The sequence below is a fragment of the Acidithiobacillus caldus ATCC 51756 genome (assembly GCF_000175575.2).
GTDB lineage: Bacteria > Pseudomonadota > Gammaproteobacteria > Acidithiobacillales > Acidithiobacillaceae > Acidithiobacillus_A > Acidithiobacillus_A caldus.
Genome location: NZ_CP005986.1, coordinates 566495 through 591447, shown reverse-complemented (window position 1 = coordinate 591447; position 24953 = coordinate 566495). Strand labels below are relative to the sequence as shown.

Genomic DNA, 24953 nt, shown 5'->3' with positions numbered 1-24953 from the left:
AAACTGACCGCACGGCGTCAGCCGCGGGGGTGATGCTGTCGGTGCAGGTTTTGCAGACGCGCCTGCGCAATGTGGGTGTAGATTTCTGTGGTGTTCAGTTGCGCGTGACCGAGCATGAGCTGGACACTGCGCAGATCGGCGCCGTGATCCAGGAGGTGGGTGGCAAAAGCGTGACGCAGGCTGTGCGGCGAGAAGGCGCTGCGAATCCCTGCCTTCGTCGCATGGGCCTTGATGGTCTGCCAGAACCTCTGGCGGCTCATGGCTTCGCCACGGACCGTCAGGAAAAGGGCAGGACTTTGTTTGTGCCCGAGCAAGGCACCGCGGGCCTCCCGCAGGTAGCGGTGGAGGGTCTCCAGAGCCACCTCGCCCACGGGAATCAGCCGCTCTTTGCTGCCTTTACCTAGGGTCAGGACGACGCCAGCCTCGAGATCCAGCTGTGAGCAGAGCAGGCCCACCAGTTCCGACACCCGCAAACCGGTGGCGTAGAGGGTCTCCAACATGGCCGCATCGCGAAGACCGAGTACGGTACGGCGATCGGGTGCCGCAAGCAGGGCATCCACCTCCCCTTCGCTGGGTACGGCGGGCAGGTGCCGACCGATGTGCAGATGCTGCAACGACGCGCTGGGGTCGTCACCGCGCCAGCCTTCCCGCTGCGCAAAGGCGTAGAAGCGTCGCAGGCTGGAAAGTTGCCGGGCAACGCTACGCAGAGCCGCGCCTCCCTGCAGGCGCTGGGCAAGAAAGAGGGACAGATCGGCGGCATCGGCATCGCGCAGACGCCGCTGGGAGGCCGCCAGATACGTGGCCAGTAGGCGCAGATCGCGACTGTAGGCCTCGAGGCTGTTGGCAGCCAGATTGCCCTCCAGCCAAAGGTGATCGAGAAAGCGCGCTAAATCCTCGTCTACGGGATCTCGCGCCGCTCTCCCGGGCGTCGCAGTAGCAATCAAATGGCGCCCTCCAGATGCAGCAGGGCCGCCTTGCGGGCCAGGGCCGGACCGTCGCGGGCGCCCGCATAACCGCCCAGCCCCGCAGCGGCAAGCACACGATGACAGGGGACCAGGATGGCAATGGGGTTAGCCTTGCAGGCTTGGCCCACGGCTCGAGGCGCGCTGCCCAAGGCGCGCGCCAGCTGCCCGTAGCTGCGGGTCTGGCCGTGGGGGATCTCCGTCAGGGCGGCCCAGACGCGCTCTTGAAAGGGAGTACCGTGAAGGCGGATAGGGACGACGCGCAGGGCGTCCTCCGTCGCCATGGCCATGCCGGAAAAGTAGCTCTGCAAAAGCGCTTGAAGGGGTGCCGGGAAAGGTGCCGTGGGCGGCATCCCTGGGAACACGGCTGCAGGTGCCTCAGCAAAGGCCAATCGGATCAGGTTGCCATCGCGGAACTGGGCCTCGATTCCGCCCCACTCGGGCTGCCAATACCGGCAGATCAGACTCGGTTCAGCGCCTGGAACACCAGCGGATGTATCCACGCCAAAGGACCTCCCCCCAAGCTATCCGCCGTTTTGGCCGTGTGCCAAAGGGCGAAAAAATGCGGCCGCTCTTCCGCCGTATCCCCAGCATACTGCAGAGCCGCTGCACGCCACCAGTCTGCCGCGTGTTCTGGCTGCCCGTCCAGAGTCGCTGCGATGCTGCTTTGCCAGGGATGGGTGGGCACAGCGGCCCTCCCAGCCCGCACCGCCTCACCGTAACTCTGTAGTTCCTGAACACTGGGTGCCGTATGGATGCTCTGCCAGCCCGCCTGACGAAAGAGTGCGGCGGCAACACTGAACAGCAGCCGCCGGCTTTGGTGGCGACTGCGGTGGGGCAGTTGCAGACTGCTCCCCATCCACAGATAGAGTCGGACAAGGTCGCGCCGCCGGGCATCCTCCGCGCACTCGAGGATGGCAAGGCCAGTGCTCAGGAAGAGCTGGCGCAGGGCGGCCAGAGGCTGGTCGCCCATGGCCCGCAGGTGCTGCATGTAGGCTGGGAGATCGCGCTCACGCAGGCTCACCAGCAGGGGCTTCTCCTCGGCCTGCTTGCCCGGAGAAAGGCTCTCGGGGACCACTACCGTGCAGGAGGCCGGCAAAGACCAGTGGCTACGCACCAGAAGCCAGGCGGAAGCGGCAAAATCGGCGGCGTCCAGGGTGGGTGCCTGTACCGCCCACGCTGCTGCCAGACGGCAGCGCAGTCCACACCCTTCAGCGTCGGCGGCCACGGTCAGGCCGATACCCGCCACGACCAGCTCCCGCGCCCGCTCGTCCTCAGCCATACTCAGCAAAAGGGATAACAGCGGCCCGGGTTCACGCGCGGCAAGTCGGCGCCCCAGTTCTTCCCCTTCCATATCCAGGGGCAGGGCGGGATCGGCGTGGTGCTGAGCGATGATCTGCTCCGCGCGAGCAGGTACCGTCGCGGCCGGATTCAGCCAGCGAGTCAGCCAGGGAAATACCCAGGATCCAGGCATGGAGGAGGCCACCTGCAGCCAGTTGAGCTGCTCGATGAGACCCTCCAGAGCCGCCGCATCGCCCAAACTCTCCTGCCAACGCCCGAGAATCGTGTGCCATAACGCGCGGCGAAGGGTGCCGGCCGCCGTGGGATCAGCCCAGCAGGCATCCTGCTCCGCCGGCGAAGCGCAGGACCAGGTCCGGAACCCCGAGCTGGGCTCCGGTTCCGGGCTCGACATCAGCCCAGCTTTTCCTTGATCCGAGCGGCCTTACCCGACAGGTTGCGCAGGTAGTAGAGCTTGGCACGGCGAACATCGCCGCGCCGCTTCACCTCTACCTTGACCAACGCCGGCGACTGGGCAGGGAAAACCCGCTCCACACCCTCGCCGTTGGAGATCTTGCGCACCGTGAAGGCCGAATGCAGGCCGCGGTTGCGCCGGGCAATGCAGATACCCTCGAATATCTGAACGCGTTCGCGGTCGCCTTCCTTGACCTTGACGTGTACGGCAACGGTGTCACCGGCACCAAAAGCCGGCAAATCCGCACCCATTTCTTCCTGGTTGATTGCATCGATGACGTTCATGACCCACTCCTCAAAAAACCCGACCCACCAGCTTGTTTCAGTTTTCCTCTTGCTCCAACAGGGCGCGTTCCTCGGCGCTCAGCCCCCGGGCCTGCATTAGATCCGGGCGGCGCTCCAAACTGCGCCGCAGCGCCTGCCGCAGACGCCAGCGGGCGATACGGCGATGGTCCCCGGACAACAACACGGCGGGTACCTCCTGCGTACCGACTCGCTCCGGCCGCGTGTAGTGAGGGCAGTCCAGCAGGCCACTGTGCGCGAAGCTGTCTTCCCCGGCGGAATCCGGATGCCCGAGGACTCCAGGCAAGAGTCGCGCCACCCCCTCCATGAGCACCAGGGCTGGGAGTTCCCCACCGGCGAGCACGTAATCGCCGATGGACCACTCTTCATCCACCGCCGACATGACCCGCTCGTCTATGCCCTCGTAACGTCCGGCCAGCAAGATCAAGCCATCGCAGCCCGCAAAGCGCTGCAGCGCGCCCTGGTTCAATACTTTTCCCTGGGGCGACAGGTAAATCACCGGCGCTCCAGGGTTGGCTTCCCGGGCGGCAGCAATGGCCGCCAACAGGGGAGGCGCCATCATCACCATGCCCGGCCCCCCACCGAAGGGGCGATCGTCTACCCGACGATGAGCCAGGGTGCTGAAATCCCTAGGATTCCACAGCCCCAGGCGGAAATGTCCCTGAGCCAGACCGCGACCGACCACGCCCTCTTGCAGGTACTGCTCGATGAGCTGTGGAAAGATGCTGATGACATCAAAGCGCATCACCAGTCCCGCTGCCAATCCACGGTAATCCGGCCCTGTTCCAAGTCGACTCCGGCGGCTGCGTGTGCATCCCAGGGGATGAGGATTTCCGTCCCTTGCGCATCGTGCACCACCAGCACATCGTTGGCGCCGGTCTCCAGAAGTCCGGCCACGGTGCCCAATCGTTCATCGTCCAGATTGACCACCGCAAGGCCCTGCAACTGAAACCAGTAAAACTCCCCGTCGGGCAGGGCCGGCAGGGCCGACACCGGCACCGTTATATCCTGTCCGACCAAAGCCGCGGCCGTATCGCGGTCATCGATCCCTTCCAGATGAGCGACTACGCCACCGGCCTGAAGGCGGCCCTCCAGCACCCGGACGGGCCTGCGCGCACTTCCCAGATGCCAGAGTGGATAGTCGAGGATACCTTCGCGACTTTGGGTGAAGGAGAAGACCTTGACCCAACCGCGGACGCCGTACACCCCCGAGATCCGTCCGAGGACGGTCCAGGCATCTTCAGGCTGTGGCACCTGCCCTGCTCACGCCTTCCTGCTTGAGGAAGCGCGCCACGGTATCCGAGGGCTGGGCACCCTGGGCCAACCAATACGCTGCTCGTTCCTTGTCGATGCGCAGCTCCGACGGGTTGGCGATGGGATTGTAGAAACCCAAGCGCTCGATGAAGCGCCCATCCCGGCGGGAGCGGCTGTCGGCCACCACGATGTGGTAGAAAGGCCGCTTCTTGGCGCCGCCCCTTGCCATACGAATGACTACCATAGATTCTCCTTGAACACCCTACAGGCACGCATGCGTGCCGGGAAAGGCGCGTATCGTAACCAAAAATGTCGGCCATTGAAAGACTTCAGACGCCCCCTCAAGAAAAGGGCAGACCACCTTTCAAAAGGTTCCGGGGATTCATACCCAGAAGACGCCCCAAGCCCTTGCCGCCTTTACCCATCTTCTTGAACATCTTCTGCATCATCTCGAACTGCTTGAGGAGACGGTTGACCTCGGTCACCGTGGTGCCGGAGCCGGCGGCAATGCGGCGGCGGCGCGAGGCCTTGATGATCTCGGGGTGACGGCGCTCCTGCGGCGTCATGGAGTTGATGATGGCCTCCAGCCGGCGCATGGGTTTCTGGTCGGCGAGGGCGCTCTGCGCCTCGGCCGACAGTTCACCCATGCCCGGAAGCTTGTCCATCAGACTGGCCATGCCACCCATGCGCTCCAGTTGACGCAGCTGCTCCCGAAAATCCTCCAGGTCGAAGCCCTTGCCCTTGCGCAGCTTTTCCGTCATGCGCTGGGCCTGCTCCTGGTCGACGTCCTGCTGCACCTGCTCCACCAGGCTGACGATATCGCCCATGCCGAGAATGCGGGACGCCATGCGATCGGGATGGAAAGGCTCCAGACCCTTGCGCACCTTTTCGCCCACACCGATGAACTTGATGGGCTTACCGGTGACGGCGCGGATGGATAGGGCCGCACCGCCGCGCGCGTCTCCGTCCGCCTTGGTGAGGATGACCCCCGTCAACGGCAAGGCGGCGTCGAAGGCCTTGGCGGTGTTGACGGCGTCCTGTCCCGTCATGGCATCCACCACGAAAAGGAGCTCCGCCGGCTGGACGACGGCGGCGAGATCCTTGGCCTCGCGCATCATCTCCTCGTCCACATGGAGACGACCGGCGGTGTCGACGATGAGCACGTCCATGACCTTGCGCTGCGCCTCGGCCAGGGCGTCCCGCGCGATCGTGAGCGGAGCCTGGCTGGGGTCACTGGGAAAGACCTCGACGCCGATGTCGCGGCCCAGATTGCGCAGCTGGTCCATGGCCGCCGGACGGTAGACGTCCGTGCTGACCAACAAGACCCTTTTCTTCTCCCGCTCCGTCAGCCACAGGGCAAGTTTTGCCGCCGTAGTGGTCTTGCCCGAACCTTGCAGACCGGCCAGGAGGATGACGGCCGGTGGCCGTACCTGCAGATCCAAGCGATCGTTGGTGGCACCCATGAGCGCCACCAGTTCATCGTGGACGATCTTGATGAAGACCTGCCCCGGCGTGAGGCTGCGGGTGACCTCCTCACCCAGCGCCCGCTCGCGCACCGCCTGAATGAAGTCCTTGACCACCGGCAGGGCTACGTCGGCCTCGAGCAAGGCCATGCGCACGTCGCGCAGGGCATCGCGGATGTTGTCCTCGCTGAGCCGCCCCTGACCACGCAGGTTGCGAAAGCTTTGGCTGAGCTTCTGGGTGAGATTGTCGAACATGGAACCCCCTGATACCCCATATTGTGCGCCAGCCGGGGCCGGGGCGCAAAACCCGCGGAGACGGGTATGCACTTCACCGGCGCTGGCCCGCCCCGCTTTGTCCATGGCCCGCGTAACGCCGGAGAGCGCCCTTGGAGACCCCCTTGCAACGTGGCAGAATGCGATCATGAACCGTCCAGAGTCGCTACCGTCGTCTGCTGTCATTCGCCACCACCACGAGGCCTTGCTTTTGCGTCTGAACGCGCACAGCAGCCACTATCGTGATCCGGTTTCGGCCGTTGCCTGGGACAGCCTGCGCTTCGATGCGCCCTGGCTCCCCGAGTCGCTCCTTTCCCTTTATGGCTTGCCGGAGTTCGATGCCCTGAGCGTCGAGGAACGTATCCGACTCTCGCAAGCAGAATTCGTGGCTTTCTGTGAACTGGGCCTGTGGCTCGAGGCGCTGTTCATCGAGCGTCTTGGACGCAATCGTCTGGCAGAGATGTATCGCGACCCCGCCGCCTACCGCTATCAGCTCCACGAGATGCGTGAGGAGATCGGCCACAGCTTGATGTTTCTGGAACTGCAAAGGCGTGCACAGATTCCCTTCATGTCCAGCGCCCGGGACCGGCCGCGCCTGGCGAGTGCCTTCGCGCGCTTCGCTCCCGAGGGGTCGGCGGCTTTCTGGGCCACCATCCTGGTGGGGGAAAACATCCCCGACCGCCTCAACCGGCGGATTTTTGCGGACAAGGAACTGCCTGCAGCGGTACTCGCCATCACCCAGATCCACATGCGCGAGGAGGCCCGGCACATGGCCTTCGCCCGCGCCACGATCCAGGAGCGCAGTCGACGTCTAAGCGCCTGGCAAAAGCGTCTCCTGAGTCCGCTGCTGCGGCGGGTGATCCACCAATTCCTGCACACCTGCTTTTTCCCCTCCGCCAATGTCTACGCTGCCGCAGGTCTCGCCGAGCCAGTGCTGCTTGCCCGCCGCGTGCGCCACAATCCCCATCGGCGACGGCTCATGGACGAATGCGCGGCCCCCAGTCGAGATTTTCTCCGCAGCCAAGGCTTTTCCCTATGAGTCTTTCCAAATGAGTGCTTCCAAGACCCTGCTTTTTCCCATGGGCCAGATCCTTGCCTCCCCCGATGCCTGGGCCATTCTGGAGGCCGGCAACGTGGACCCTCAGGAGATCCTCCGCCGCCATGCCACCGGCGACTGGGAGGAGAGCATGGACGAGGACCTCGCCGCAGCCAGCCGTCAGGCCATCGATAGCGGCGCCACCATCGTCACCACCTGGCAGATCGGCGGATACACGCTGTGGGTGCGCACCGATGCCACCCGGCAGACCACCATTCTCGACATCCCTTTGGATAACTGAGGCGCACCGTGCCCATCGCCACCGTCCCGACCACGCCTTTTCCGGATCAGCGTCCGGGCACCTCTGGCCTGCGCAAGAAGGTGACCGTTTTTCAGCAGGCGCACTACCTGGAAAACTTCGTTCAGGCCATTTTCGATGTGCTGCCCGATCGCCAGGGCAAGACCCTGGTCCTGGGTGGCGATGGCCGCTACTACAATCGCGAGGCCATTCAGATCATCCTGCGCATGGCGGCGGCCAATGGCTGGGGCCGGGTGCTGGTGGGAAGGGATGGTCTGCTCTCCACCCCGGCGGTGTCGGCACTGATCCGTCGCAACCTGGCCCACGGCGGCATCATACTGTCGGCTTCCCACAATCCGGGCGGGCCGGATCACGACTTTGGCATCAAGTACAATGTCAGCAACGGCGGTCCGGCACCGGAGTCGGTGACCGAGGCCATCTGGGCACGCAGCAAGCGTATCGATCGCTACTACATCGTCACGGGGGTCCCGGAAGTGGATCTCGGCAGCCTGGGCAGCAGCCACTGTGGTGAGATGGTGGTGGAGGTCATCGACCCCGTCCAGAATTATGCCGAGCTCATGGAGAGCCTCTTTGACTTCGACGCACTCTCGCGCCTGCTGCGCGGCCCTTTCCGCATGCGCTTCGATGCCCTGCACGCCATCACCGGACCCTACGCCCACGAGATTCTGGAAAGGCGTCTGGGAGCACCGGCGGGGACGGTCGTGCACGGCGAGCCGCTGCCGGATTTCGGCGGTGCGCACCCCGACCCCAATCTGGTCTATGCCAAGGAACTGGCTGATGCCCTGCTCACGGGCGAGGAGCTGGATTTTGGCGCGGCTTCGGATGGCGATGGCGATCGGAACATGATCCTTGGCCGCGGCATCTTTGTCACTCCCAGCGACTCCCTGGCCGTCCTGGCCGCGGGGGCGACCTGCATCCCCGCCTATCGCCAGGGCTTGAGCGGTGTCGCCCGCTCCATGCCCACCAGTCAGGCGGTGGATGCCGTCGCCCAGCGCCTGGGTATTCCCCACTACGAAACGCCGACGGGCTGGAAGTTTTTCGGCAACCTGCTGGACGCCGGCGCCATCACCTTCTGCGGCGAGGAAAGCTTCGGCACCGGCTCCAATCACGTACGCGAAAAGGACGGGCTGTGGGCAGTGCTGGCCTGGCTCTCCATCCTCGCTGCCCGCGGCCAAGGCGTGGCAGAGATCCTTACCCAGCACTGGCGTGACCATGGCCGCCATTACTACACCCGACACGACTACGAGGATCTGCCGGCGGAGGTGGGCGCCGACCTGATGGCAGCGGTCACCCACCAGCTACCCGTGCTCTCCGGCCAGAAGCTCGCCGGCCGGGAGGTTCGTCTGGCCGACGATTTCGCCTATACTGATCCTGTGGATGGCAGCCACAGCTTGCATCAGGGGATACGCATCCTGTTCGACGATGGTTCCCGTCTGATCTTCCGCCTGTCGGGAACGGGAACCTCGGGAGCCACCCTGCGCATCTACCATGAGACGCCGGTAGCGGATGTCCAGCGACAGCTGCAGAATCCGCAGCGCGTGCTGCAGGATCTCATCCGGCTGGGACGGGAGCTTTGCCGTCTGGAGGCGCTATCGGGTCGTACACAGCCTACGGTCATCACCTGAACCACGGAGGAACCACCATGGAATACGACGAGGAAGATCGCGGTCTGGGATACGGCGCACTGGGGACGGCCCTCTTTGCCGGAGCGCTCGCGGGAGCCGCCGTCGCCCTGCTCTTTGCCCCGCAGGCGGGCGAGCGTACCCGTGAGCAATTGCGCCGGCAGGCCAACCGCGCCTGGGATCGCATGGCCGCCTCGCGCGAGCGCATGAACGCCCGTGTGGAAGAGTTGCTGGATACCATCGCCATCTACAGCGAGGAGCTGGTGGAGAAGGGCAAGGAACTATCCGAAAAGGAGCGCGCGCGCCTCAACGATGGCATAGCCATGGCGCGCAACGAACTGGACCGTCTGCGCCGCAAGCTCGCCCGCCTGGATTGACCCACCAACCCCTGGCCGCTATGCTTGCGGACATCGGGGAGTGGCGCAGCCTGGTAGCGCGCCTGCTTTGGGAGCAGGATGTCGCAGGTTCGAATCCTGTCTCCCCGACCAATAAAACCCATCACACAGATGACGGCGACAGCGCCTGAACTATACCCGTCAAGCTCTACGAGTTCCCCTCGGACACGGGCAGGACATAAGCCATGTTCAGCGACTAGGCAGTCGGGGGCGTGACCCACCACGGATCATGACCGTACCAGCGAAACAGGCAGACAGACCCGCCAGAGAATTGCCCAGAGCTTGATCGATCCAGCAGGCTGTCCAGAATGGGGGACCACCTCTCCCACGGAGGACCTCAGTCTTCCGTGAAATCGTATTCCCGTTGCTTTATCAGGACCAATAACTCGCGCATCAGCGAGCGATTCTCCAGATCCAGGAGTTCTCCTTGATGCATGGCCTTCTCCACGTCCCCAGCATCGAAAAGGGACTTGGCCGCGCGGGCGAACCGATGGATGCGTTCGTGGCGGGCAAGGAGACCCACGAAATCCGGTGATTCGCCAAAGAGGAGCGCGCCCTCTCCCCTCAGCCATCGCCCGATGTGGCAATACTCCTCGGCATTCGCTTCTATGACGTGGGCGGGGAGTGGACGTTCCTGGCGCAGGGCACGGAGGAACTCCTGCACGCGCAGGATATGCCCCTCCAAGATCGGCGGCAGGACATCCATGGTAGGTAAGGCGTCCCTGCTGAGGGGAATGGCCCGAAAACCGGCAACCCAGGCGGGGATGGCTTCCGCCGGGAGCGGCTTGGCGAAGAGGTATCCTTGCAGGTGGCTGCAACCCATCTTGGCCAGCAGGGCCGCGAGCTCCGCCCTTTCCACTCCCTCGGCGATCGTCTCCAGGCCCAACATCCGGCTCGCGGTGATCACCGCTGCGACAATGGCAAGATCCTTGGGATCATCGAGCATATCGCGCACGAAACCCTGGTCGATCTTGATGGAATGGGCAGGAAGCTGCTGCAGGTAGGTCAGGGAGGCATTGCCGGTACCGAAGTCGTCGAGGGCGACGCGTACCCCAAGGGCCTGGCACGCGTTCAGGAGTTTTTGGGTTTCCGCAAGATCGAGCAAGGGCGCCGATTCGGTGATCTCGATCTCCAACTGTTCCGGCGGCACGCTCGCGTGATTGGCCAAGGCTTCCTGCAAATCTTCCAGGAAACGGGCATCGAGCAGGTGGCGGGCACTGATATTCACGGCTATGCGCAGGGCCAAGCCCTCCCTCTGCCAGATAGCTGCCTGCCGCAACGCGCTATCCAGAACGAAGCGGCCAATGGGACGCGCCAGGAGGGGGTTGTCCAGGGAGGAGAAAAATGCTGCCGGCGTAAGCAGCCCTTTTTCGGGGTGGCGCAAGCGCAGGAGGGCCTCCACGCCCACCACTCCAGCGACGCTGGCCACAATAGGTTGATAGTGCAGGACCAAGCGATCCTCCCGCAAAGCCTGCTCCACCAAGATGCGCTTCCCTGCTTCTGCCTGTACGGACTCGTCCATGGCCAGGGTGTGCAGTTTGCACCGGTCTCTTCCCGCCTCCTTGGCGGCATAGAGCGCCATATCGGCGTGTCGGATGAGCGTGTCGGCATCGCCGTCGTCCAGAGGAAAGAGGGTGACACCGAGGCTTCCGGAAATGTGGACGGCTTCACCCTGAATTTTAATGGGTTCCCGAATGGCGGCCAGCAGGCGCTCGCAGACGACTTCGAGATCGTCGACGCGTTCCAGACCCGGCAGCAGCAGGCCAAACTCGTCGCCACCCATGCGCGCAAGGGTATCCCCAGCCCGCAGCTGCGCCTGCAGCCGTTGCACCAAGGCTTGCAGCAACTGATCGCCGGCGCCATGGCCCAAACGATCGTTTACTTGCTTGAATCCATCGAGATCGAGGAGCGCTACTCCCAATAGCCGCTCATGCCGCAGTGCCTGGTTACGGGCAATATCCAAACGATCCAGGAAAAGGGCACGGTTGGGCAGGGTGGTAAGGGGGTCGCGCAAGGCCTGATTACGCAGGGAGAGTACCATTTTCCCCAAGTGGCTGAAGGCATCGAAATAAGCCGATCCCACACGCTGGAAATAGCCCTTCTCGCCCACGCCAATCAGACCTACGCCGCGCAGGTCTTCGGCCCTGAACGGAAAGCAGCCGATTTCCCCAACACGATCGCGCAGAGCTCGAATCCACTCCGGCGCCTGCGGATCGTCCGCGGGAAAAATGATCGTCCGTCCGCTCTCCCATGCCTCCCAGCAGGGATCTCCGGCAACCTTTGGAATCTGCAGTGTCGGCAATGGGAGCCCGGCCAAGCATTCTGGAATCAATACCTCGCCAACGGCTTCGCCTACCACATAACCGGCCAGGCGCACGTTGCTACTTTTGTGCGGTAAAGCCTCGCAAATCTGCTGCAACAACCCCTCTGGCCGTGGGGACTTCCCACCGCGGGGAGTAGCGAGAACACCCAGCAGGACATCGAACAAGGCCAGTCGCTCGGCATCGTTCTCACGGGAGGCCCGGGCATAGCCGTCGAGCTGAAGCATGAGATCGCCGATCAGCAGGCGGAACAGGGCATCCCGTAGAGGATCCCTCTCCTTTACCGGGACTTGCTTCTGTAGCACCTGTTGCCAGTGGCGCCAGTAGAGGATATAGGCGCCGGCGACCCAGGCGGGCTCTATGCCACGATAGTAGTGCAGGGCCCCGATTCCGCGCATGGTCTCCTGCCAGGACTCGTCCAGGTGACTGACCAAAAGCCCGCGGATGTGCTCTGCCTGCTTCTGGAGCAGGGCATCCAGGCGAATGCGGGAGAAGTCCCGGAAAACGGCAGCAGTGACAGGGTACGCGAGCAAATAGTCGTAAAAGGCGCGGGCTAACGCGGGCGCATCCGCTTCCAGGCAGCCCAGGTAGCGTTCGATAAGCTGAAAATCCGAACTCTGCAGCCCGAGAAAATCGGGCGGGCTACTGGTGGATTCGTTGGCGCCAGATGTCACGGGGAAGCTCTCTTGCTAATGTGCTTGTGTATATCTGGGCGGCAGCTAACCATGACGAGACGTCGCAGAATCGACGACCCGTTTCATGGACTCGGCTTTCTTGCACAGATACAGTTGTTCCGCCTTCTTGCGTTGAGCAGCCGTGAGCTGCATCTTGACGCCGACGAGGTGGCGATATGGAACGCCAAGGGGTGAATCCTCACGCCGTGCGGTCGTTACTACGGTCTCACAGATACCGCAATCCAGAACCTCAAACTCGGCCAGGAAGGTCTCTCCCACAGCGAAAGGCTCATCCGTGTAGAAACTGGCTCCCGAGGGGCTAAAGTCGTTTAGTCTAGCCAGAACGGTTCGCCCATCCCGACGCCGAATCAGGATATCTCCTTCGATGAGGATTCTTTTGTCCTTGCGCGTGTTGCGCTGGTAGACCAAGCCGGGTGGGCTGAAGTGGGTCTGTCCCTGGTGACGGTACAGAAAGCTCGACAGTCCCATGCTGATGCGGCCATCCTGTTCTATGACGAGCAAGGCGCGCCGGTAGAGCTCGTCCCCCAGAAAATTGGGGCGTGCCGGCGTGAACAAAAGATTCTGTGAGGTCGCATCGCAGCCCTCGAAAACGTAGGGGTGACCGCCATCGTTGGGGTCGGTCGAGAGGATGACGGCGGCGCCTCTTCGCCCATCGCATATCCGACTCTCGGCAAATCCGACGGCGGGCTGGAACTCGGGCATCAACAGCTGAAGATACGAGGCCAGGTCCATCTCCGAGCGGAACGGTAGTAGCATGCCGAGATTTGAATCATCCTGAGTCAAACTCATTCGTTTGCCTGATATACCCCTGTGCAGAAAGGTCTAGGACCAAGAACCGATCGATTAGGTAGGATAACCATATGCTTTAGTCTAGCAGAGAGCAAGTCGCATTTCATAATAGTAACGTCAGAACGTGCGATAAATCTTATACACCATAGTCGGATGGACACATGGGCAGCCGGTACAGAGCTATGGTCAAGATTGGTGTATGAGCATTTGCTAACACGATTCAGGCGGCGTCCTGTTGAGGATCCAGCCGGGTTTCGTTGGCAGGCATCCCATCGACAAATGTCACCCCGGCAAAGAGCTCGCGCAGTCTTTCCGGATGCTGAATCCCGCGCCAGTGTCTCTCTGCCTGCTGGATGAGCTTGTAGCTCAGGCCAAGGAAAGTGGCTCGAGAGACACAGTTTTTAGTGCGGCTGCTGCGTTGCCGTACGGTGGCGAAGGTCGATTCGATGGCGTTGCTGCTGCGGATATGCCGCCAGTGCTCTGCCGGGAAGTCGAAGAAGGTCAGCAGCACGTCCCGGTCCTTCTCGAGCTTTGCGACCGCTCTGGGATATTTGGCCTGGTAGTCCCGCACGAAGGCTTGCCAGGCTTTCTCCGCAGCTTCACGGGTGTCGGCCATCCAGATCGCCTGCAGGGCGGCCTTGGCTTTCCCCTGAAGGCGCTTCGGTAGCTCGTTGAGGATGTTGGCCGTCTTGTGCACCCAACAGCGCTGATGACGGGTTTGTGGGTAAATCTCGTCCAGGGCGGCCCAGAAACCCATCGCCCCATCTCCTATGGCCAGTAGTGGCGCCTCCTGCAGCCCGCGGTCGCGCAAGTCCCGCAGGATCTCTAGCCAGGAGGCTTTGGACTCCCGTAAACCGTCGGTGACCGCCACGACCTCCTTCTTGCCCTCGGCCGTCACGCCAATAATGACCAAGAGACACATCCGGGGATCGTCCTCCGCCCGCAGCTGGGTATAGACCCCGTCGGCCCACCAATAGGCGTAGCGTTTTCCCTGTAGAGACCGGCGCTGCCATTGGGCATGCTCTTGCGCCCATTCGACTTTCAAGCGTCCCAGCACGGCCGGAGAAAGCCCCTTGGCCTCCTCGCCCAGGAGAACAGACAGCGCCTCGTGCATCCGTCCCGACGATACCCCGTGCAGGTACAACCAGGGGAGCGCTGCGGCCACGGTCCGCGACTTGCGCACGTAGGGCGGTACCAGGGAAGAACGGAAGACCACGCCCGAACCGGAGCGGTCTCGCACCTTGGGGACCTGTACAGGCACGGGGCCGACCGCTGTCAGGATCTCCCGCTCCGGCAGATATCCATTCCGCACGACGGCCCGGCGACCATCGACCATGCGTACCGCGGCATACTCCTCCAGCAGCACCTGCACCTCGCCCTCGATGGCCTGTTGGATCAGCTGGCGCGCGGACCGCCGCAATAAGCCCTCGATGTTCAGGCCCAACTCTCCCATTCCTCCGTCGAAACCAGTACTCTCTTGCATGGCGCACTCCTCATTCGTTGCGAATCGGATCCAGAAACCCTTTTCTAGCAACAGTGCGCCACCCTCCTCAAGCTAGTTGTAGACCTCCCGTACACCAGATTCGAGCATAGCTCTGTAGCCGGTACATACACCTTGGTGTAAACAAAACGAAACCGTAGCGGTGGCACAAAAGTCGAATCGCCGACCTCCCGGCCCGGACGCGCGCTAGGCTAAGTTGATCCTTCCATGGGACACCTTCTGGTCTTGGCCTATGCATCAATGTCAAATGGTCGTGAGACAGGTAATACAGGCGTATCGGTCATTGGCGGTGGGAAGTCACCTGCAGGCCAGCAGCGTTGGGCGTGGCAGACCATTCCAATAATCGGTCGCTGCTCGCGGGACACCCGCCCATTGACGCACCGAAAATCGTGAAAAAACCCCTCGGATTCCCCGGATCGAATAGGCAACTGCTCTGCCGCCCCCCTGCCAACATCGCTATCGCTCGCGCCGCGTTTCTGCGCTTGTGTTCGTCCAACACTCGATCGGGAAGCTATTTAAAAACGGGCATAACAGCCGCCGCGCTGCCGGAAAACGCTTTTCCAGTGAGGGCATCGACTTGATAGATTAATAATTGCCATTAGCCATTTCCCAATGACCCCATAACTTTTGCTTTGGGAGACATTTCTGGTCATGATCAAGCAAGCCCGACAATTTGCATGCAAGCGTTGGAGAGGTGGAGCTCGACATACGGAGCAAGCAGCCACCGACTACCCACGTCGCCGTTGCTGCCGGGCAGAGGAGACCGTAATAAACATCGCCCTTTTCTGGCAAAAGGTTAGCGTTGGGACATAGGGAAAACGCCGTCGGACCGCGAGGCCGCCCTCGCGGTCCGCGACATGACCCGTCAGATACGGGTTTTGCTTGCAGGGGATACGGGTGCAGACTGGGCCCAGCGACAATGCACCATCTGGTGTTCGGGCACATCGGAAATGGGTGGCGCGCTGTGCGGGCCAACATTCGGCTGCACCCGCTGTGGAATATCTGGGGCCGCAGCAACGGGAACACTGAGAAGGGACCAACCCACCGTCATGGGCGGTGGCGTAACCATGGCAAAGGGCTCAGCAAAGGCCGTCTCCATCATCTGCTGCATCCAGCGCATTTGCCACTGCGGTTGCGCCTGCAGTTCCGCCACCTGCCGCAAGCTCTGGGACGCGAGGGCCTGCGCCTGGGCGGGAGTGAGGCGCACGACCTGCTCGGAGACGGGATTGGGCGTGCCCCACGTCACACTCTCGACGCGAACGACACCGTTGGGGATCCGATAGGTGTGCACGATCACTTGCGGCTGCGCCGACCCGCCCACCGCCGCATGGGAAAGCGGTCCATAGGCCAAGCATGCAACCCCCACCAGCGCGGCGGAGAGCGACAGCACGAGCTTTTTCCTTTTCACCAAAAGATTCTCCATAGTAGCCTCCTCGCTTGCCTGTTTTCAGCGCTAAAAAAGACCGAAGTCCCGTCGCGAAAGTTCCCCAGAACCGTGAGTCACATGGGCTCTCACCGTCAGACTCGCTCTCGGTGGCGCGATGTCCGGTCGGTGCAAAGCATCCAAGACCAGAACCTACTCCACAGCCTGCACCAGCCATCCACCCAGTCCTGGCAACAACGCCTGCCCTACTAGGGCCGCATCGTCCGCACGGATTTTGATGTGCGCGAAATTGCCAGGCTCACCCTCGGCCCCGATTACACCAAACTGGAGCCGCTCCAGAAGCAGGCTTTTCAGTAGCTTTTGACCCAATACACCGCGACAATCTACACGCGCCATTTCAACAACGGAAAAGCTGCAATTCGCATCACTGGAGTACAATCGCTGGGCCCCACGACTGCCGCTGTCCTGACGCGCTTGCAGACGGAGGGCGGTAAGCGCCACACCATCGATTACGTGCTGATGCGCGACCCGAATCACAGCTGGCAAATCGTCAACGCAGTCGCCGATGGCGTCAGCGATCTCTCACTCAAACGCGACAAGTACGCGGCGGAGTTCGCGAAAGGCGGGTTGCTCGGCGTCAATTACCTTGTCACGCCCAGGACAAGATAATTGTCGCTAAGCAGCGGGTTCCCTCGGCTTGTCGCGAAGATGCGGTAAGCGATCGCTACGCGGCGTTCTTCAGTGCTGGCCGCGGATGCGGTACAAATCCGAACGCAGAGGGTTCTCGGCGAATTGTTCTTTCCACAATCGAGGGGTGAGTTGGGCTACGTCTTTGGCGGGATGGGTTCCGGCCCGCTGGAGGACGTCCACAAGGTAATCGTAGGGATCGATTCCCTGGAGTCGGCAGATGCTCAATAGACTCTGGATGATGCCGAGATGCTCGGCCCCCAGTTCGGTCCAGCAGAACATCCAATTTCGCCTTCCCACAGCAATGGGCCGGATCTGTTTTTCGACCTCGTTGGTGTCTATGGGCACTTCCGGATCCTCCAGGAAGACCTGGAGTGAGCCCTTGCGACTGTGGACATAGGCTAGGCCTTGGTGAAGGGATTGCTGGGGAGCAGCGCCGTATCGAGCAGTTGCTCTTCCACCCAGGCAAAGAACTGGGCCACACGGGGCGAGTATGGAGATAGCGGTACTCGCGCTTGGCCTCGCCCGTCAGGTTTTTCTCCCGGATTTCCTCTTCGATGCGGTAGAAGGTGCGGATCTGCTCCAGGGCGTCGGCCACCCGCTCGGGTTCGTGGGCTTCGGCCTGGACGAACTCTCTACGGCCATGGCTCCAGCACTGGGCGTGGATTAGGCCCTCGGTCTCCCTCTGGAACCGGGTGTAGGCGGCATAGCCATCGCTCAGGAGTACCGTGCCGGGCTCCAGGGGGCCCAGGAGTTCGCGGATGTGGATCGTCCCCCGGGTTTTGGTATAGGGGAAGCAGATCTCCTGGCACTCTCCCAGGACCGGCCAAAAGTAGCCTTGGTGCATCGTGCCCTTACCAGACCGTCCGGCCTTGATGGGGGTTTCGTCCATGGTCAGCACGCGGGACTGCCGGATGCTCTCGAACTGGGCCGTATAGATGGGGGAGAGGAGTAGGATGGACTGCTGCACGAGATCGGTGAGCCAGGAGCGGCTGACCCGCAGGCCTTGGGCCACCATCCGCTGGTGTTGCCGGTACAGGGGCAAGTGATACAGGAATTTGTCCACCAGGACCCCGGCCAGCAAGCTGACGTCGGCCCGGCTCCCCTCGAGCACGCCCACGGGCGCCGGGGCCGTATGGAGCGTTTCTGTTTCCCGGAGCTTGATCACCGGCCGCACGTACTTGAGGACCACATAGCTGTAACCGTTCAAACCGCACCGTACTTCCCGGCCTGACCTGCGCGCCATAACCTGTTCCTGCATTGACATACAGGAGCGCGATATGAAGCAGCGGTACAGCAGGGCCGACTGGCAACGACTGATCGACGAACAAGGGGTCAGCGGCCTGACGCAAAGAGCATTCTGTGCCCAAGCCGGTGTAGCCGTGGCGACCTTTGGTTATTGGAAGCGCAAGCTGCGGGCCGATAGTGCAGGCTTAGCCGAGGATCCCGCCAGTGCCCGAGGCGGCTCATTGAACGATTGGCTCGAGCTGGCACCCGAGGTCTCTGAGCCAGCGCGTGGCTGGCACATCGAGCTCGATCTGGGCAATGGGGTGTGTCTGCGGCTACGCCAAGGCTGACCATGCTGGTCCCCGGGTCGGCCGTCCTCCGGGTATGGCTGTATACGCCGCCTGCGGACCTGCGCAAGTCCTTCGATGGGCTCAGCGCCCTGGTGCGACAGAAGTTAGCCGAGGATCCGGCCAGCGGCCAATTGTTCGTGTTCATCAACCGCAGGCGCACGCAACTCAAGGTGCTGTACTTCGAGCCGGGCGGTTACTGCCTGTGGAGCAAGCGCCTGGAGGCGGGCCGCTTTCACGTCGATGGCCTGGGCGGTGACAGGCGGGTGCTGAGCTGGACGGAGCTGAAGCTGATCATCGAAGGCATCGATCTGTCCTCGCTGCGCCGCTTCAAACGCTTCAAAAAGGGCGGAAACCGTAGCCTCGGGAGACCCGAAAAGGTATAATGCCGTGCATGCAACTGTCGGACTGCACAGCAAAAAATACCTTCTCCCCTGGGGGAGATCCGACCGCGGTCATCCAGGCCCTTCGCGCCGAAATCGCCTCGCTCAAACAGCAACTCGACTGGTTCAAGCGGCAGCTGTTCGGGCGCAAGTCCGAGAAGCGGATCCTCGAACATCCCAATCAGCTCGATCTCAGCACTCTGCTGGGCGATGCCCCACCGGCGGCCGATCCTACGCCCACCGAAGAGATCAGCTATCGGCGGCGCAAGCCAAAGCAGCGCAACGCCGACGATGTGACCGATGCCGGTCTGCGCTTCGGCCCCGATGTCCCCGTCGAGGTGATCGAACTCTCCGCGCCCGAGTTCCATGGCCCCGATGCCGATCAGTACGAGGTGATCGATTACCAGATCACCCGCCGTCTGGCCCAGCGTCCCGGCAGCTACGTGGTGCTCGAGTACCGCCGCCCGGTATGGCGGCACAAGGCCTCCTCCAGCCTGCGGGAAGTGCCGGCCCCTGCCGCGGTGTTCGCGGGTAGCCTCGCCGATGTCAGCCTGCTGGCCGGCATCCTGGTGGACAAATTCTGCTACCACCTCCCGCTCTATCGTCAACACCAGCGACTCCAGGACGCCGGTATCACCCTGAGTCGCAGTACGCTGACGAACTACACCCAACGGGCCATTGAGCTCCTGCGCCCCATCTACGATGCTCAGTGGCGGCACATCCTGCAGAGCCGTGTGCTGGCGATGGACGAGACGCCGATCAAGGCGGGGCGCAAGAAGCCGGGTCAGCTGCAGGCCACCTGGTACTGGCCGATCCATGGAGAGGACGACGAGTTGTGCTTTACCTGGTCGACGAGCCGTGGCAGCGCCCACGTGGAGCAACAGCTCGCGGGCTTTGCCGGCGTGCTGCTCAGTGATGGTTATGCGGCCTACGACCGCTATGCCAAATCCCGACCACAGGTGACTCGGGCCCAGTGTTGGGCACACACCCGGCGCTACTTTGAGCGGGCCAAGGACCAGGACCCGGCGGCGCAGGAGGCCCTCACCCGGATCGGCGCACTGTACCGGGTCGAACAGCAGATTCGAGAACAGGGACTCGAAGGCGAACCGAAGCGCGACTACCGCAGCCGCCATGCCGGCCCGATCGCCGAGGCCTTCTTCGGCTGGTGTCACCAGCAACGCCAACGCATGGATCTGCTCAACAGCGATCCTTTGGCCAAGGCCTTGGTCTATGCCGAGAATCACCAGGCTCAGCTCAAGGTCTACCTGAACGATCCCGAGGTGCCCATCGATACCAATCATCTGGAGCGGGCCCTGCGGGTCATCCCGATGGGGCGCAAGAACTGGCTGTTCTGCTGGAGCGAGGTGGGGGCAAGGCACGTTGGCATCATCCAGAGCCTGCTGACCACCTGCCGACTACATCACGTCGATCCCTACACCTACCTGGTGGATGTCCTGCAACGGGTCGCCCTGCACCCGGCCCGAGATGTGGAAGCACTGACCCCACGGGTCTGGAAAGACCGCTTTGCCAACAACCCGCTGCGCTCGGATCTCGACCATGCCCATGGACATTGACGGCCTGAGCTTCGAGGAACTGCTGGAACTCAACCAGCGCGTGGTGGCGCGCCTGAAAATGCTCGAGTCGATGCAGGCGCACCTGGAGATGATGCGCTTCCATCCCGGTCAGCGCGTCAGCTTTGCCCACCAGGGGGGACGCTTGATGGGCACGGTGGTCAAGTATAACCGCAAGACCGTCACCGTGGTCACCGACAACCGCCAGAGCTGGAATGTCCCACCCCATCTGCTCTCACCGGTAAAGGACGCCAGACCCACCCAACCCCAACAGCCGACCGCCGATAAAAAACGACTCAGATAACCTCGCTTGGGACAATAGCGGTCTAGTTTGGACGGTTACACATAGCTGCCGGGGCGTTGGGCGAGACGGTAGCTGACCTTGGTGTCGATGACCTCGTAGGAGCCCGGATCGAGGCCCTCGGCCTCGGGAGCCGGAAGGAGGATGGTTTCTATCGGTACCCGGCCTTCGTCGAAGAAGGGCAGGCTCTCGGCGCGATCTTCGGGGTGCCTGGAGGCTCTGCGGGTATGGGCGGCGACGCTGCGCAGGGGAGCTTGTGGCGCTTCATCAGCCGAAAAATCCTGGCCGAGGCTCAACTGCTCCACAGGAGGCGGAGGAACCCGGCGCTCGCTTTTCTGGCCGAAAACTTGGCGGCGGAGCCAGTCCAGTTGCTGCTGCAGCCCTTGGAGTTCTTCCTGGATGGCGGCATTGAGTGCTCGCTGCAGCTGCCAGGCAGCGAGGGCTTCGGGGTAGGTTTTGGGGATCGGTATTTCTGCCGTTTCCATTGCAGAATCATAGCATTATATCGATATTTCGGCAAGCTTTTCCGAGGCTTGGCGATGGTATCGGCGCCGCTGTCGCCCGACCTCGATGCCTTCCAGCAAGAGCTTCAAATGGGTCCAATCCATCTCCGAGGCCGGCGGCTTACGCCAATCCCAAAATCGCCCGCGTTCCAGGCGCTTGGCCCAAAGACTGTAGCCGGTCCGGTCCCAGTAGAGCACCCGGATCTGGGTCGCCCGGTGGTTGACGAAGACGAAGCAATGCCCCGACAACGGGTCCTGGGCCAGGGTATTTCGCACCAAAGCCGAGAGCCCGTCGAAGGATTTGCGCATATCCACCGGAACCCGGCAGAGAAAGACCCGGATCCGGCCCTCTGGGAAGAACATCTCAGCCTCGGCGAATGGACAGGGTGCAGCCCCCTCCCAAATCCAGCCGAATCTCCAAAGGCAGAGCCTTCTGTGCGGCGGTTGGCCTTCCCAAGTCCAGTTCCACGAAGGCTGGCGTCTTACCCACTTCGGGATCCACCTCGCCTGGGAGACCCTCTACCCCCACCGCACTCAAGCGCCGCCGCCAGTAATAGAACTGTGAGGGAGCCAATCCCCGCTCAGCACAAAACTCCCGGACCGACAGACCGCTGTTCTCCTGTTCGTCCACCTTTGCCTGCCAGTGCGCTACTCTGCGCAGACGCGCCTCGTTTCCTTGATCCATGATCCTGCCCCATGACAACTCCTTGGAGCCAGTAGCTTGGCCAAAGGTCTAACCAAAAAACAGAACGCCGCATAGCGAGCGCTTACAGTGGATCCGCAGCATCCGCTCCAAGGGCATGGGCTCACGGCCACTGCCCCCCTTGGGGTAGTGTGGCTCGATCAAGGCCACAAGCCTGGCCCAGCGAACCACGGTATCCATCTGGGCCAGAAAGCGTTCTCGCTTGGTCTGCCTGCGGCGCCGCGACAGGCTGGGCTCTTCGGCAAGGGTCATCTGTCCGGGCATGGTGGTATCTCGTCGCTACTCGGTCAGCCCATTGTATCAGAAGGCTAATTCAGAGGTTCCCTACCTTACCCTCAATTTCCGATACCATGCGCTAACGACCAACTATATGCGCTTTTTATCCAACAATTATTCATTCTAAGTTTATCGCAGACTTTTATAATTCCGATCATGTTTCTATTTATATTATATTCTACCCATTTTTTGTTCTTACGTTCTACGTTCTCCAATAAAGTTGGCGCTAAGTTTTTATGGTATTCTAATATAGTCCAGTCGTTGAGATGATAAATTTTGTTATAATTTCCGAAGTTTTTTTCTGCACATCTTTTATAGCGTATGTCTTTGCTGTCAAAAACAAAAAATTCGCTTTGATAAAACTCTTTACTTTGAGATAGCCAAAGCCTGTTTCCGCCGCCGCCAAAAAATGGAGTAGCATATCCCATATCGCAGGAGACCGGAACAGCGACAATGCGACCGCCAGAGACAACATTTAGTAACATTGTATTGACGTTTTGAAAATAAGGACCGAATCCATAATATAGACCTTTTCTTTCTAAAAAATTTTCGAGAGCATAAACATTTTTCTCACGTGCACTTACATTGTAACAAATGCCATTATCTACAATTAGGTGGGCAGTAAGTACGATGTAACACAATAGAACTATACTCGGCAAGATAATGATCGCTCTTTTCCAACTGATGATGTTCGACCATAATCTATGCACAAGTATTGAGATTATAACAATTACCGAATAATACACATTGACGAGAAATCTGGCTGCTCCTATATCTTGTGCAAAGCCTGTAAAAATAAACGCTATTATAATTACTAATATCGATAACACAAAAAAACGCAGAGAAAGTCGTTCTATATCATCTCCGACAGGTATTGATTTAAGTAATATAAACGCTACTATCATTGCAAATACATATATTATCCAAAGTATATAAAGGAAACCGTTAGGGATAGGGGTAAAAGAGAACATTAATAATAGGCTTTTTCCGAGGATTATTAAATGTCTTACAAGTAAGGCCGGGGGAGCAACAAGATCTCCATTTGGCAAGAATACGCCTAAGTGATGAAGGATAGTACTGACAGCTTCGCCAATAACAAAAGGAATTAAAATTGCCGATATCATAAGTGAGCGTAGGCTCGGTTCTATACGGAACCATTGCATCGACTTCCAAGAAATTATAAAAGCAGGAATTGTGAATGCTGCGGTAAACCATGGATCAGAGACTGTGCCTATAAAAACAGCTATAACAACCAATGATAGACTATCTGACTGCCTACTCATATATCTAATTAGTCCATAGGAGCCAAGCAGTCCAAAAAACCAAACAATGTTATGAGTGATTGGAAATGCCAAAAAACCTGGTGATCCCAATAGTTGTGGATTTGCTGTTAATGCTAGAATAAAAGAAGCGGATCCCCAAGATGTTGATTTTGTAATATTTCGCACAATAAGCGCGGTCATTAATGCGTTCGCGACAACAATTAACCATCCTTGTAGTATGATGGTTGTAAGTGATGTGCCAAATAACAAGTAGTACGGTACAGCAAATGGCAGAAGGCTTAATATCTGGTTATCTGGAGGAAACTGCCAATGAGCGAGCCAAGACAGCCCGTGAGAAGTAACGCCATTGGCAATTATTGCCATTTCCGCCGTGTCTGAATCTAGCGGTATATTCTGAAAAGCTGACCCTAGGCTGGTAACAAGAGCAAGTAGAGTAAGCACTGTAAGCACTGAGAAGTGCGCCAAACGCTTTATAAAGTATCGTCCCGTGGATGGCGTTTTAGTTTTCAGTCCCATATGCTCCTTACTATATATAATGGACGAAGCTTGCTTTCCTCGTATATGCGGCCCAGATACTCCCCCATTACCCCTAGTGCCAGCAGCTGCACTCCACCTAGGAATAGAACCGTTACCATCATAGATGGATAGCCCTTGACCGGGTTTCCATACACCAGGGTTCCGATGATGAGATAGACCGCGTAGAGGAATGCCAGACCCGACACGATCAAACCCATATGTGCAGCAAGCTGCAGAGGCACCTTGCTGAAGGATGTGATCCCCTCCACAGCAAAGTTCCACAGCTTCCAGTAGTTCCAGGTGGTGGTTCCGGACAGGCGGGGCTCTCTGTGGTAGTACACGGCTGTCGTTCGGAAGCCGACCCAGGCAAACAGTCCTTTCATGAAGCGGCGACGCTCTGGGAGTTGCGATAATGCTTCCAACACCGGGCGGGAAAGCAGCCGAAAATCTCCCGTGTCTTCGGGTATCGGTATGTCGCTCATTCGATTGATGAACCGGTAGAAGGCGTGGGCGCTTGCGCGCTTGAGCCACGACTCTCCCTTTCGCGATAGGCGCACGGCGTTGACGACGTCGTAGCCCTCTTGCCACTTTTCGAGAAGCTCATGGATGAGTTCTGGTGGATCCTGGAGGTCGGCATCAAGTGGAATAGCGCAGTCTCCCCGGGCATGATCTAGTCCAGCGGTTAAGGCGGCTTCTTTGCCAAAATTCCGGGATAGGTCGATGACCACCACCCGAGTATCCTGGCTGTGCAGAGCAAGGAGGCGATCCAAGGTATCGTCTCTACTGCCGTCGTTAACGCATACCAGCTCCCAGGATTTCCCCGTTTGCTCCATGACGGCCAGGACGCGCTCATAGAGAGCCGAGACATTGCCTGATTCATTATGACAGGGTACGACCAGGGATACCTCGGGATGGTCTGCAGCCACTTCCAGCCTTTGATCGGATTTTTATGAATGTTCGGATGGTATCACCGGCCTCACATTGGTATCCACAGTGATAAACACCAGACGGAATGCATCATTGTGTCCCATGCACCATTTCCCAATTCAACCATAACCAATTGTATTAACGGCGCTCTTCATGCCAT

Annotated in this window: 26 protein-coding genes, 1 tRNA gene and 2 pseudogenes; 10 read left to right on the top strand and 19 right to left on the bottom strand. The window is 60.4% G+C overall.

The features are described 5' to 3' along the window. Positions 1-17: 17 nt before the first annotated feature. The 8 genes from xerD to ffh form a co-directional block, all read right to left on the bottom strand. Complete coding sequence (gene xerD, locus ACAty_RS02925) at positions 18-944, bottom strand: site-specific tyrosine recombinase XerD (protein WP_004870711.1); 927 nt, start codon at positions 942-944, stop codon at positions 18-20. Beyond that, on the bottom strand, positions 941-1465 hold the full coding sequence (locus tag ACAty_RS02920; protein ID WP_004870710.1) for a methylated-DNA--[protein]-cysteine S-methyltransferase: 525 nt from the start codon (positions 1463-1465) through the stop codon (positions 941-943). Before ACAty_RS02920 ends, xerD begins: the two co-directional genes overlap by 4 nt. Further along, the gene (locus ACAty_RS02915) at positions 1423-2655 is read right to left on the bottom strand and encodes a hypothetical protein (protein WP_014002383.1); all 1233 of its coding nucleotides are present in this window, start codon (positions 2653-2655) and stop codon (positions 1423-1425) included. The genes ACAty_RS02920 and ACAty_RS02915 overlap by 43 nt, the downstream gene beginning before the upstream one ends. Then, positions 2655-2999: a 50S ribosomal protein L19 gene (rplS, locus tag ACAty_RS02910; protein ID WP_004870708.1), complete on the bottom strand. Its 345-nt coding sequence runs from the start codon at positions 2997-2999 to the stop codon at positions 2655-2657. The genes ACAty_RS02915 and rplS overlap by 1 nt, the downstream gene beginning before the upstream one ends. 37 nt (positions 3000-3036) lie before the next feature. Further along, entirely contained in the window at positions 3037-3762 is a 726-nt protein-coding gene (trmD, locus tag ACAty_RS02905; RefSeq protein WP_004870707.1) for a tRNA (guanosine(37)-N1)-methyltransferase TrmD, read from the bottom strand. Then, positions 3762-4271 carry a ribosome maturation factor RimM gene (rimM, locus tag ACAty_RS02900; protein ID WP_004870706.1) on the bottom strand — a complete coding sequence of 170 codons (510 nt, stop codon included), beginning with the start codon at positions 4269-4271 and terminating at the stop codon, positions 3762-3764. Before rimM ends, trmD begins: the two co-directional genes overlap by 1 nt. After that, positions 4258-4515, bottom strand: coding sequence for a 30S ribosomal protein S16 (rpsP, locus tag ACAty_RS02895; protein ID WP_004870705.1), 258 nt, complete (start codon positions 4513-4515; stop codon positions 4258-4260). Before rpsP ends, rimM begins: the two co-directional genes overlap by 14 nt. Positions 4516-4612: 97 nt before the next feature. Beyond that, positions 4613-5989 (bottom strand): signal recognition particle protein, encoded by a 1377-nt coding sequence (ffh, locus tag ACAty_RS02890; RefSeq protein ID WP_004870704.1) that lies wholly within the window; start codon positions 5987-5989, stop codon positions 4613-4615. Positions 5990-6155: 166 nt separating this feature from the next. Here ffh and ACAty_RS02885 point away from each other — a divergent pair, with 166 nt between their 5' ends. The 5 genes from ACAty_RS02885 to ACAty_RS02865 all read left to right on the top strand — a co-directional run bounded on the left by ACAty_RS02885 (position 6156) and on the right by ACAty_RS02865 (position 9472). Beyond that, the gene (locus ACAty_RS02885) at positions 6156-7046 is read left to right on the top strand and encodes a diiron oxygenase (protein WP_004870703.1); all 891 of its coding nucleotides are present in this window, start codon (positions 6156-6158) and stop codon (positions 7044-7046) included. 10 nt (positions 7047-7056) lie between these two features. After that, the gene (locus tag ACAty_RS02880) at positions 7057-7344 is read left to right on the top strand and encodes a hypothetical protein (RefSeq protein WP_004870702.1); all 288 of its coding nucleotides are present in this window, start codon (positions 7057-7059) and stop codon (positions 7342-7344) included. Between the two features lie 8 nt (positions 7345-7352). Further along, positions 7353-8987: an alpha-D-glucose phosphate-specific phosphoglucomutase gene (locus ACAty_RS02875; RefSeq protein ID WP_004870701.1), complete on the top strand. Its 1635-nt coding sequence runs from the start codon at positions 7353-7355 to the stop codon at positions 8985-8987. Positions 8988-9004: 17 nt separating this feature from the next. After that, positions 9005-9361 (top strand): YtxH domain-containing protein, encoded by a 357-nt coding sequence (locus ACAty_RS02870; RefSeq protein ID WP_004870700.1) that lies wholly within the window; start codon positions 9005-9007, stop codon positions 9359-9361. 34 nt (positions 9362-9395) lie between these two features. Further along, positions 9396-9472: transfer RNA gene (locus tag ACAty_RS02865), tRNA-Pro, on the top strand. A gap of 244 nt (positions 9473-9716) precedes the next feature. On the opposite strand, the gene ACAty_RS02860 is transcribed toward ACAty_RS02865, so the two are convergent. The 4 genes from ACAty_RS02860 to ACAty_RS02845 form a co-directional block, all read right to left on the bottom strand. Then, the gene (locus ACAty_RS02860) at positions 9717-12374 is read right to left on the bottom strand and encodes an EAL domain-containing protein (protein ID WP_004870699.1); all 2658 of its coding nucleotides are present in this window, start codon (positions 12372-12374) and stop codon (positions 9717-9719) included. A 45-nt stretch (positions 12375-12419) separates the two neighbouring features. Beyond that, the gene (locus ACAty_RS02855; protein WP_004870698.1) at positions 12420-13127 is read right to left on the bottom strand and encodes a PilZ domain-containing protein; all 708 of its coding nucleotides are present in this window, start codon (positions 13125-13127) and stop codon (positions 12420-12422) included. A gap of 277 nt (positions 13128-13404) precedes the next feature. Continuing rightward, positions 13405-14667: an IS256 family transposase gene (locus ACAty_RS02850; RefSeq protein ID WP_004868469.1), complete on the bottom strand. Its 1263-nt coding sequence runs from the start codon at positions 14665-14667 to the stop codon at positions 13405-13407. A gap of 883 nt (positions 14668-15550) precedes the next feature. Then, on the bottom strand, positions 15551-16093 hold the full coding sequence (locus ACAty_RS02845) for a hypothetical protein (RefSeq protein WP_238323811.1): 543 nt from the start codon (positions 16091-16093) through the stop codon (positions 15551-15553). Positions 16094-16429: 336 nt separating this feature from the next. Between ACAty_RS02845 and ACAty_RS14820 the strand changes: the two genes are divergently transcribed. Continuing rightward, positions 16430-16738, top strand: coding sequence for an ABC transporter substrate-binding protein (locus ACAty_RS14820; RefSeq protein ID WP_051620733.1), 309 nt, complete (start codon positions 16430-16432; stop codon positions 16736-16738). 69 nt (positions 16739-16807) lie between these two features. On the opposite strand, the pseudogene tnpC (ACAty_RS15160) reads toward ACAty_RS14820, so the two are convergent. After that, positions 16808-17954 (bottom strand): annotated as a pseudogene (tnpC, locus tag ACAty_RS15160) (IS66 family transposase); the annotation flags it as partial. Positions 17955-18036: 82 nt separating this feature from the next. On the opposite strand from tnpC (ACAty_RS15160), the gene tnpA (ACAty_RS02830) reads away from it, so the two are divergent. From tnpA (ACAty_RS02830) to ACAty_RS02815, 4 genes are read left to right on the top strand one after another with little or no spacing between them, the layout of a single operon-like run. Beyond that, positions 18037-18333 carry an IS66 family insertion sequence element accessory protein TnpA gene (gene tnpA / locus ACAty_RS02830; protein WP_004867952.1) on the top strand — a complete coding sequence of 99 codons (297 nt, stop codon included), beginning with the start codon at positions 18037-18039 and terminating at the stop codon, positions 18331-18333. Continuing rightward, positions 18309-18716 (top strand): IS66 family insertion sequence element accessory protein TnpB, encoded by a 408-nt coding sequence (gene tnpB / locus ACAty_RS02825; protein ID WP_148262189.1) that lies wholly within the window; start codon positions 18309-18311, stop codon positions 18714-18716. The genes tnpA (ACAty_RS02830) and tnpB (ACAty_RS02825) overlap by 25 nt, the downstream gene beginning before the upstream one ends. A gap of 8 nt (positions 18717-18724) precedes the next feature. Continuing rightward, entirely contained in the window at positions 18725-20287 is a 1563-nt protein-coding gene (tnpC, locus tag ACAty_RS02820) for an IS66 family transposase (RefSeq protein ID WP_038471577.1), read from the top strand. After that, complete coding sequence (locus tag ACAty_RS02815; protein WP_004870695.1) at positions 20277-20588, top strand: hypothetical protein; 312 nt, start codon at positions 20277-20279, stop codon at positions 20586-20588. The genes tnpC (ACAty_RS02820) and ACAty_RS02815 overlap by 11 nt, the downstream gene beginning before the upstream one ends. 35 nt (positions 20589-20623) lie before the next feature. On the opposite strand, the gene ACAty_RS02810 is transcribed toward ACAty_RS02815, so the two are convergent. From ACAty_RS02810 to ACAty_RS02790, 6 genes and pseudogenes are all read right to left on the bottom strand, one after another. Beyond that, the gene (locus ACAty_RS02810) at positions 20624-21070 is read right to left on the bottom strand and encodes an IS66 family transposase (protein ID WP_004870694.1); all 447 of its coding nucleotides are present in this window, start codon (positions 21068-21070) and stop codon (positions 20624-20626) included. A 15-nt stretch (positions 21071-21085) separates the two neighbouring features. After that, the gene (gene tnpB / locus ACAty_RS02805; protein WP_004870693.1) at positions 21086-21451 is read right to left on the bottom strand and encodes an IS66 family insertion sequence element accessory protein TnpB; all 366 of its coding nucleotides are present in this window, start codon (positions 21449-21451) and stop codon (positions 21086-21088) included. 1 nt (position 21452) lies between these two features. After that, on the bottom strand, positions 21453-21773 hold the full coding sequence (gene tnpA / locus ACAty_RS02800) for an IS66 family insertion sequence element accessory protein TnpA (protein ID WP_004870692.1): 321 nt from the start codon (positions 21771-21773) through the stop codon (positions 21453-21455). 87 nt (positions 21774-21860) lie between these two features. Next, positions 21861-22043, bottom strand: a pseudogene (locus tag ACAty_RS02795) (IS5 family transposase); the annotation flags it as partial. 83 nt (positions 22044-22126) lie between these two features. Then, positions 22127-23866 carry a hypothetical protein gene (locus ACAty_RS15760; RefSeq protein ID WP_141738408.1) on the bottom strand — a complete coding sequence of 580 codons (1740 nt, stop codon included), beginning with the start codon at positions 23864-23866 and terminating at the stop codon, positions 22127-22129. Next, the gene (locus ACAty_RS02790) at positions 23857-24792 is read right to left on the bottom strand and encodes a glycosyltransferase family 2 protein (RefSeq protein ID WP_051620729.1); all 936 of its coding nucleotides are present in this window, start codon (positions 24790-24792) and stop codon (positions 23857-23859) included. Before ACAty_RS02790 ends, ACAty_RS15760 begins: the two co-directional genes overlap by 10 nt. Positions 24793-24953 lie beyond the last annotated feature (161 nt).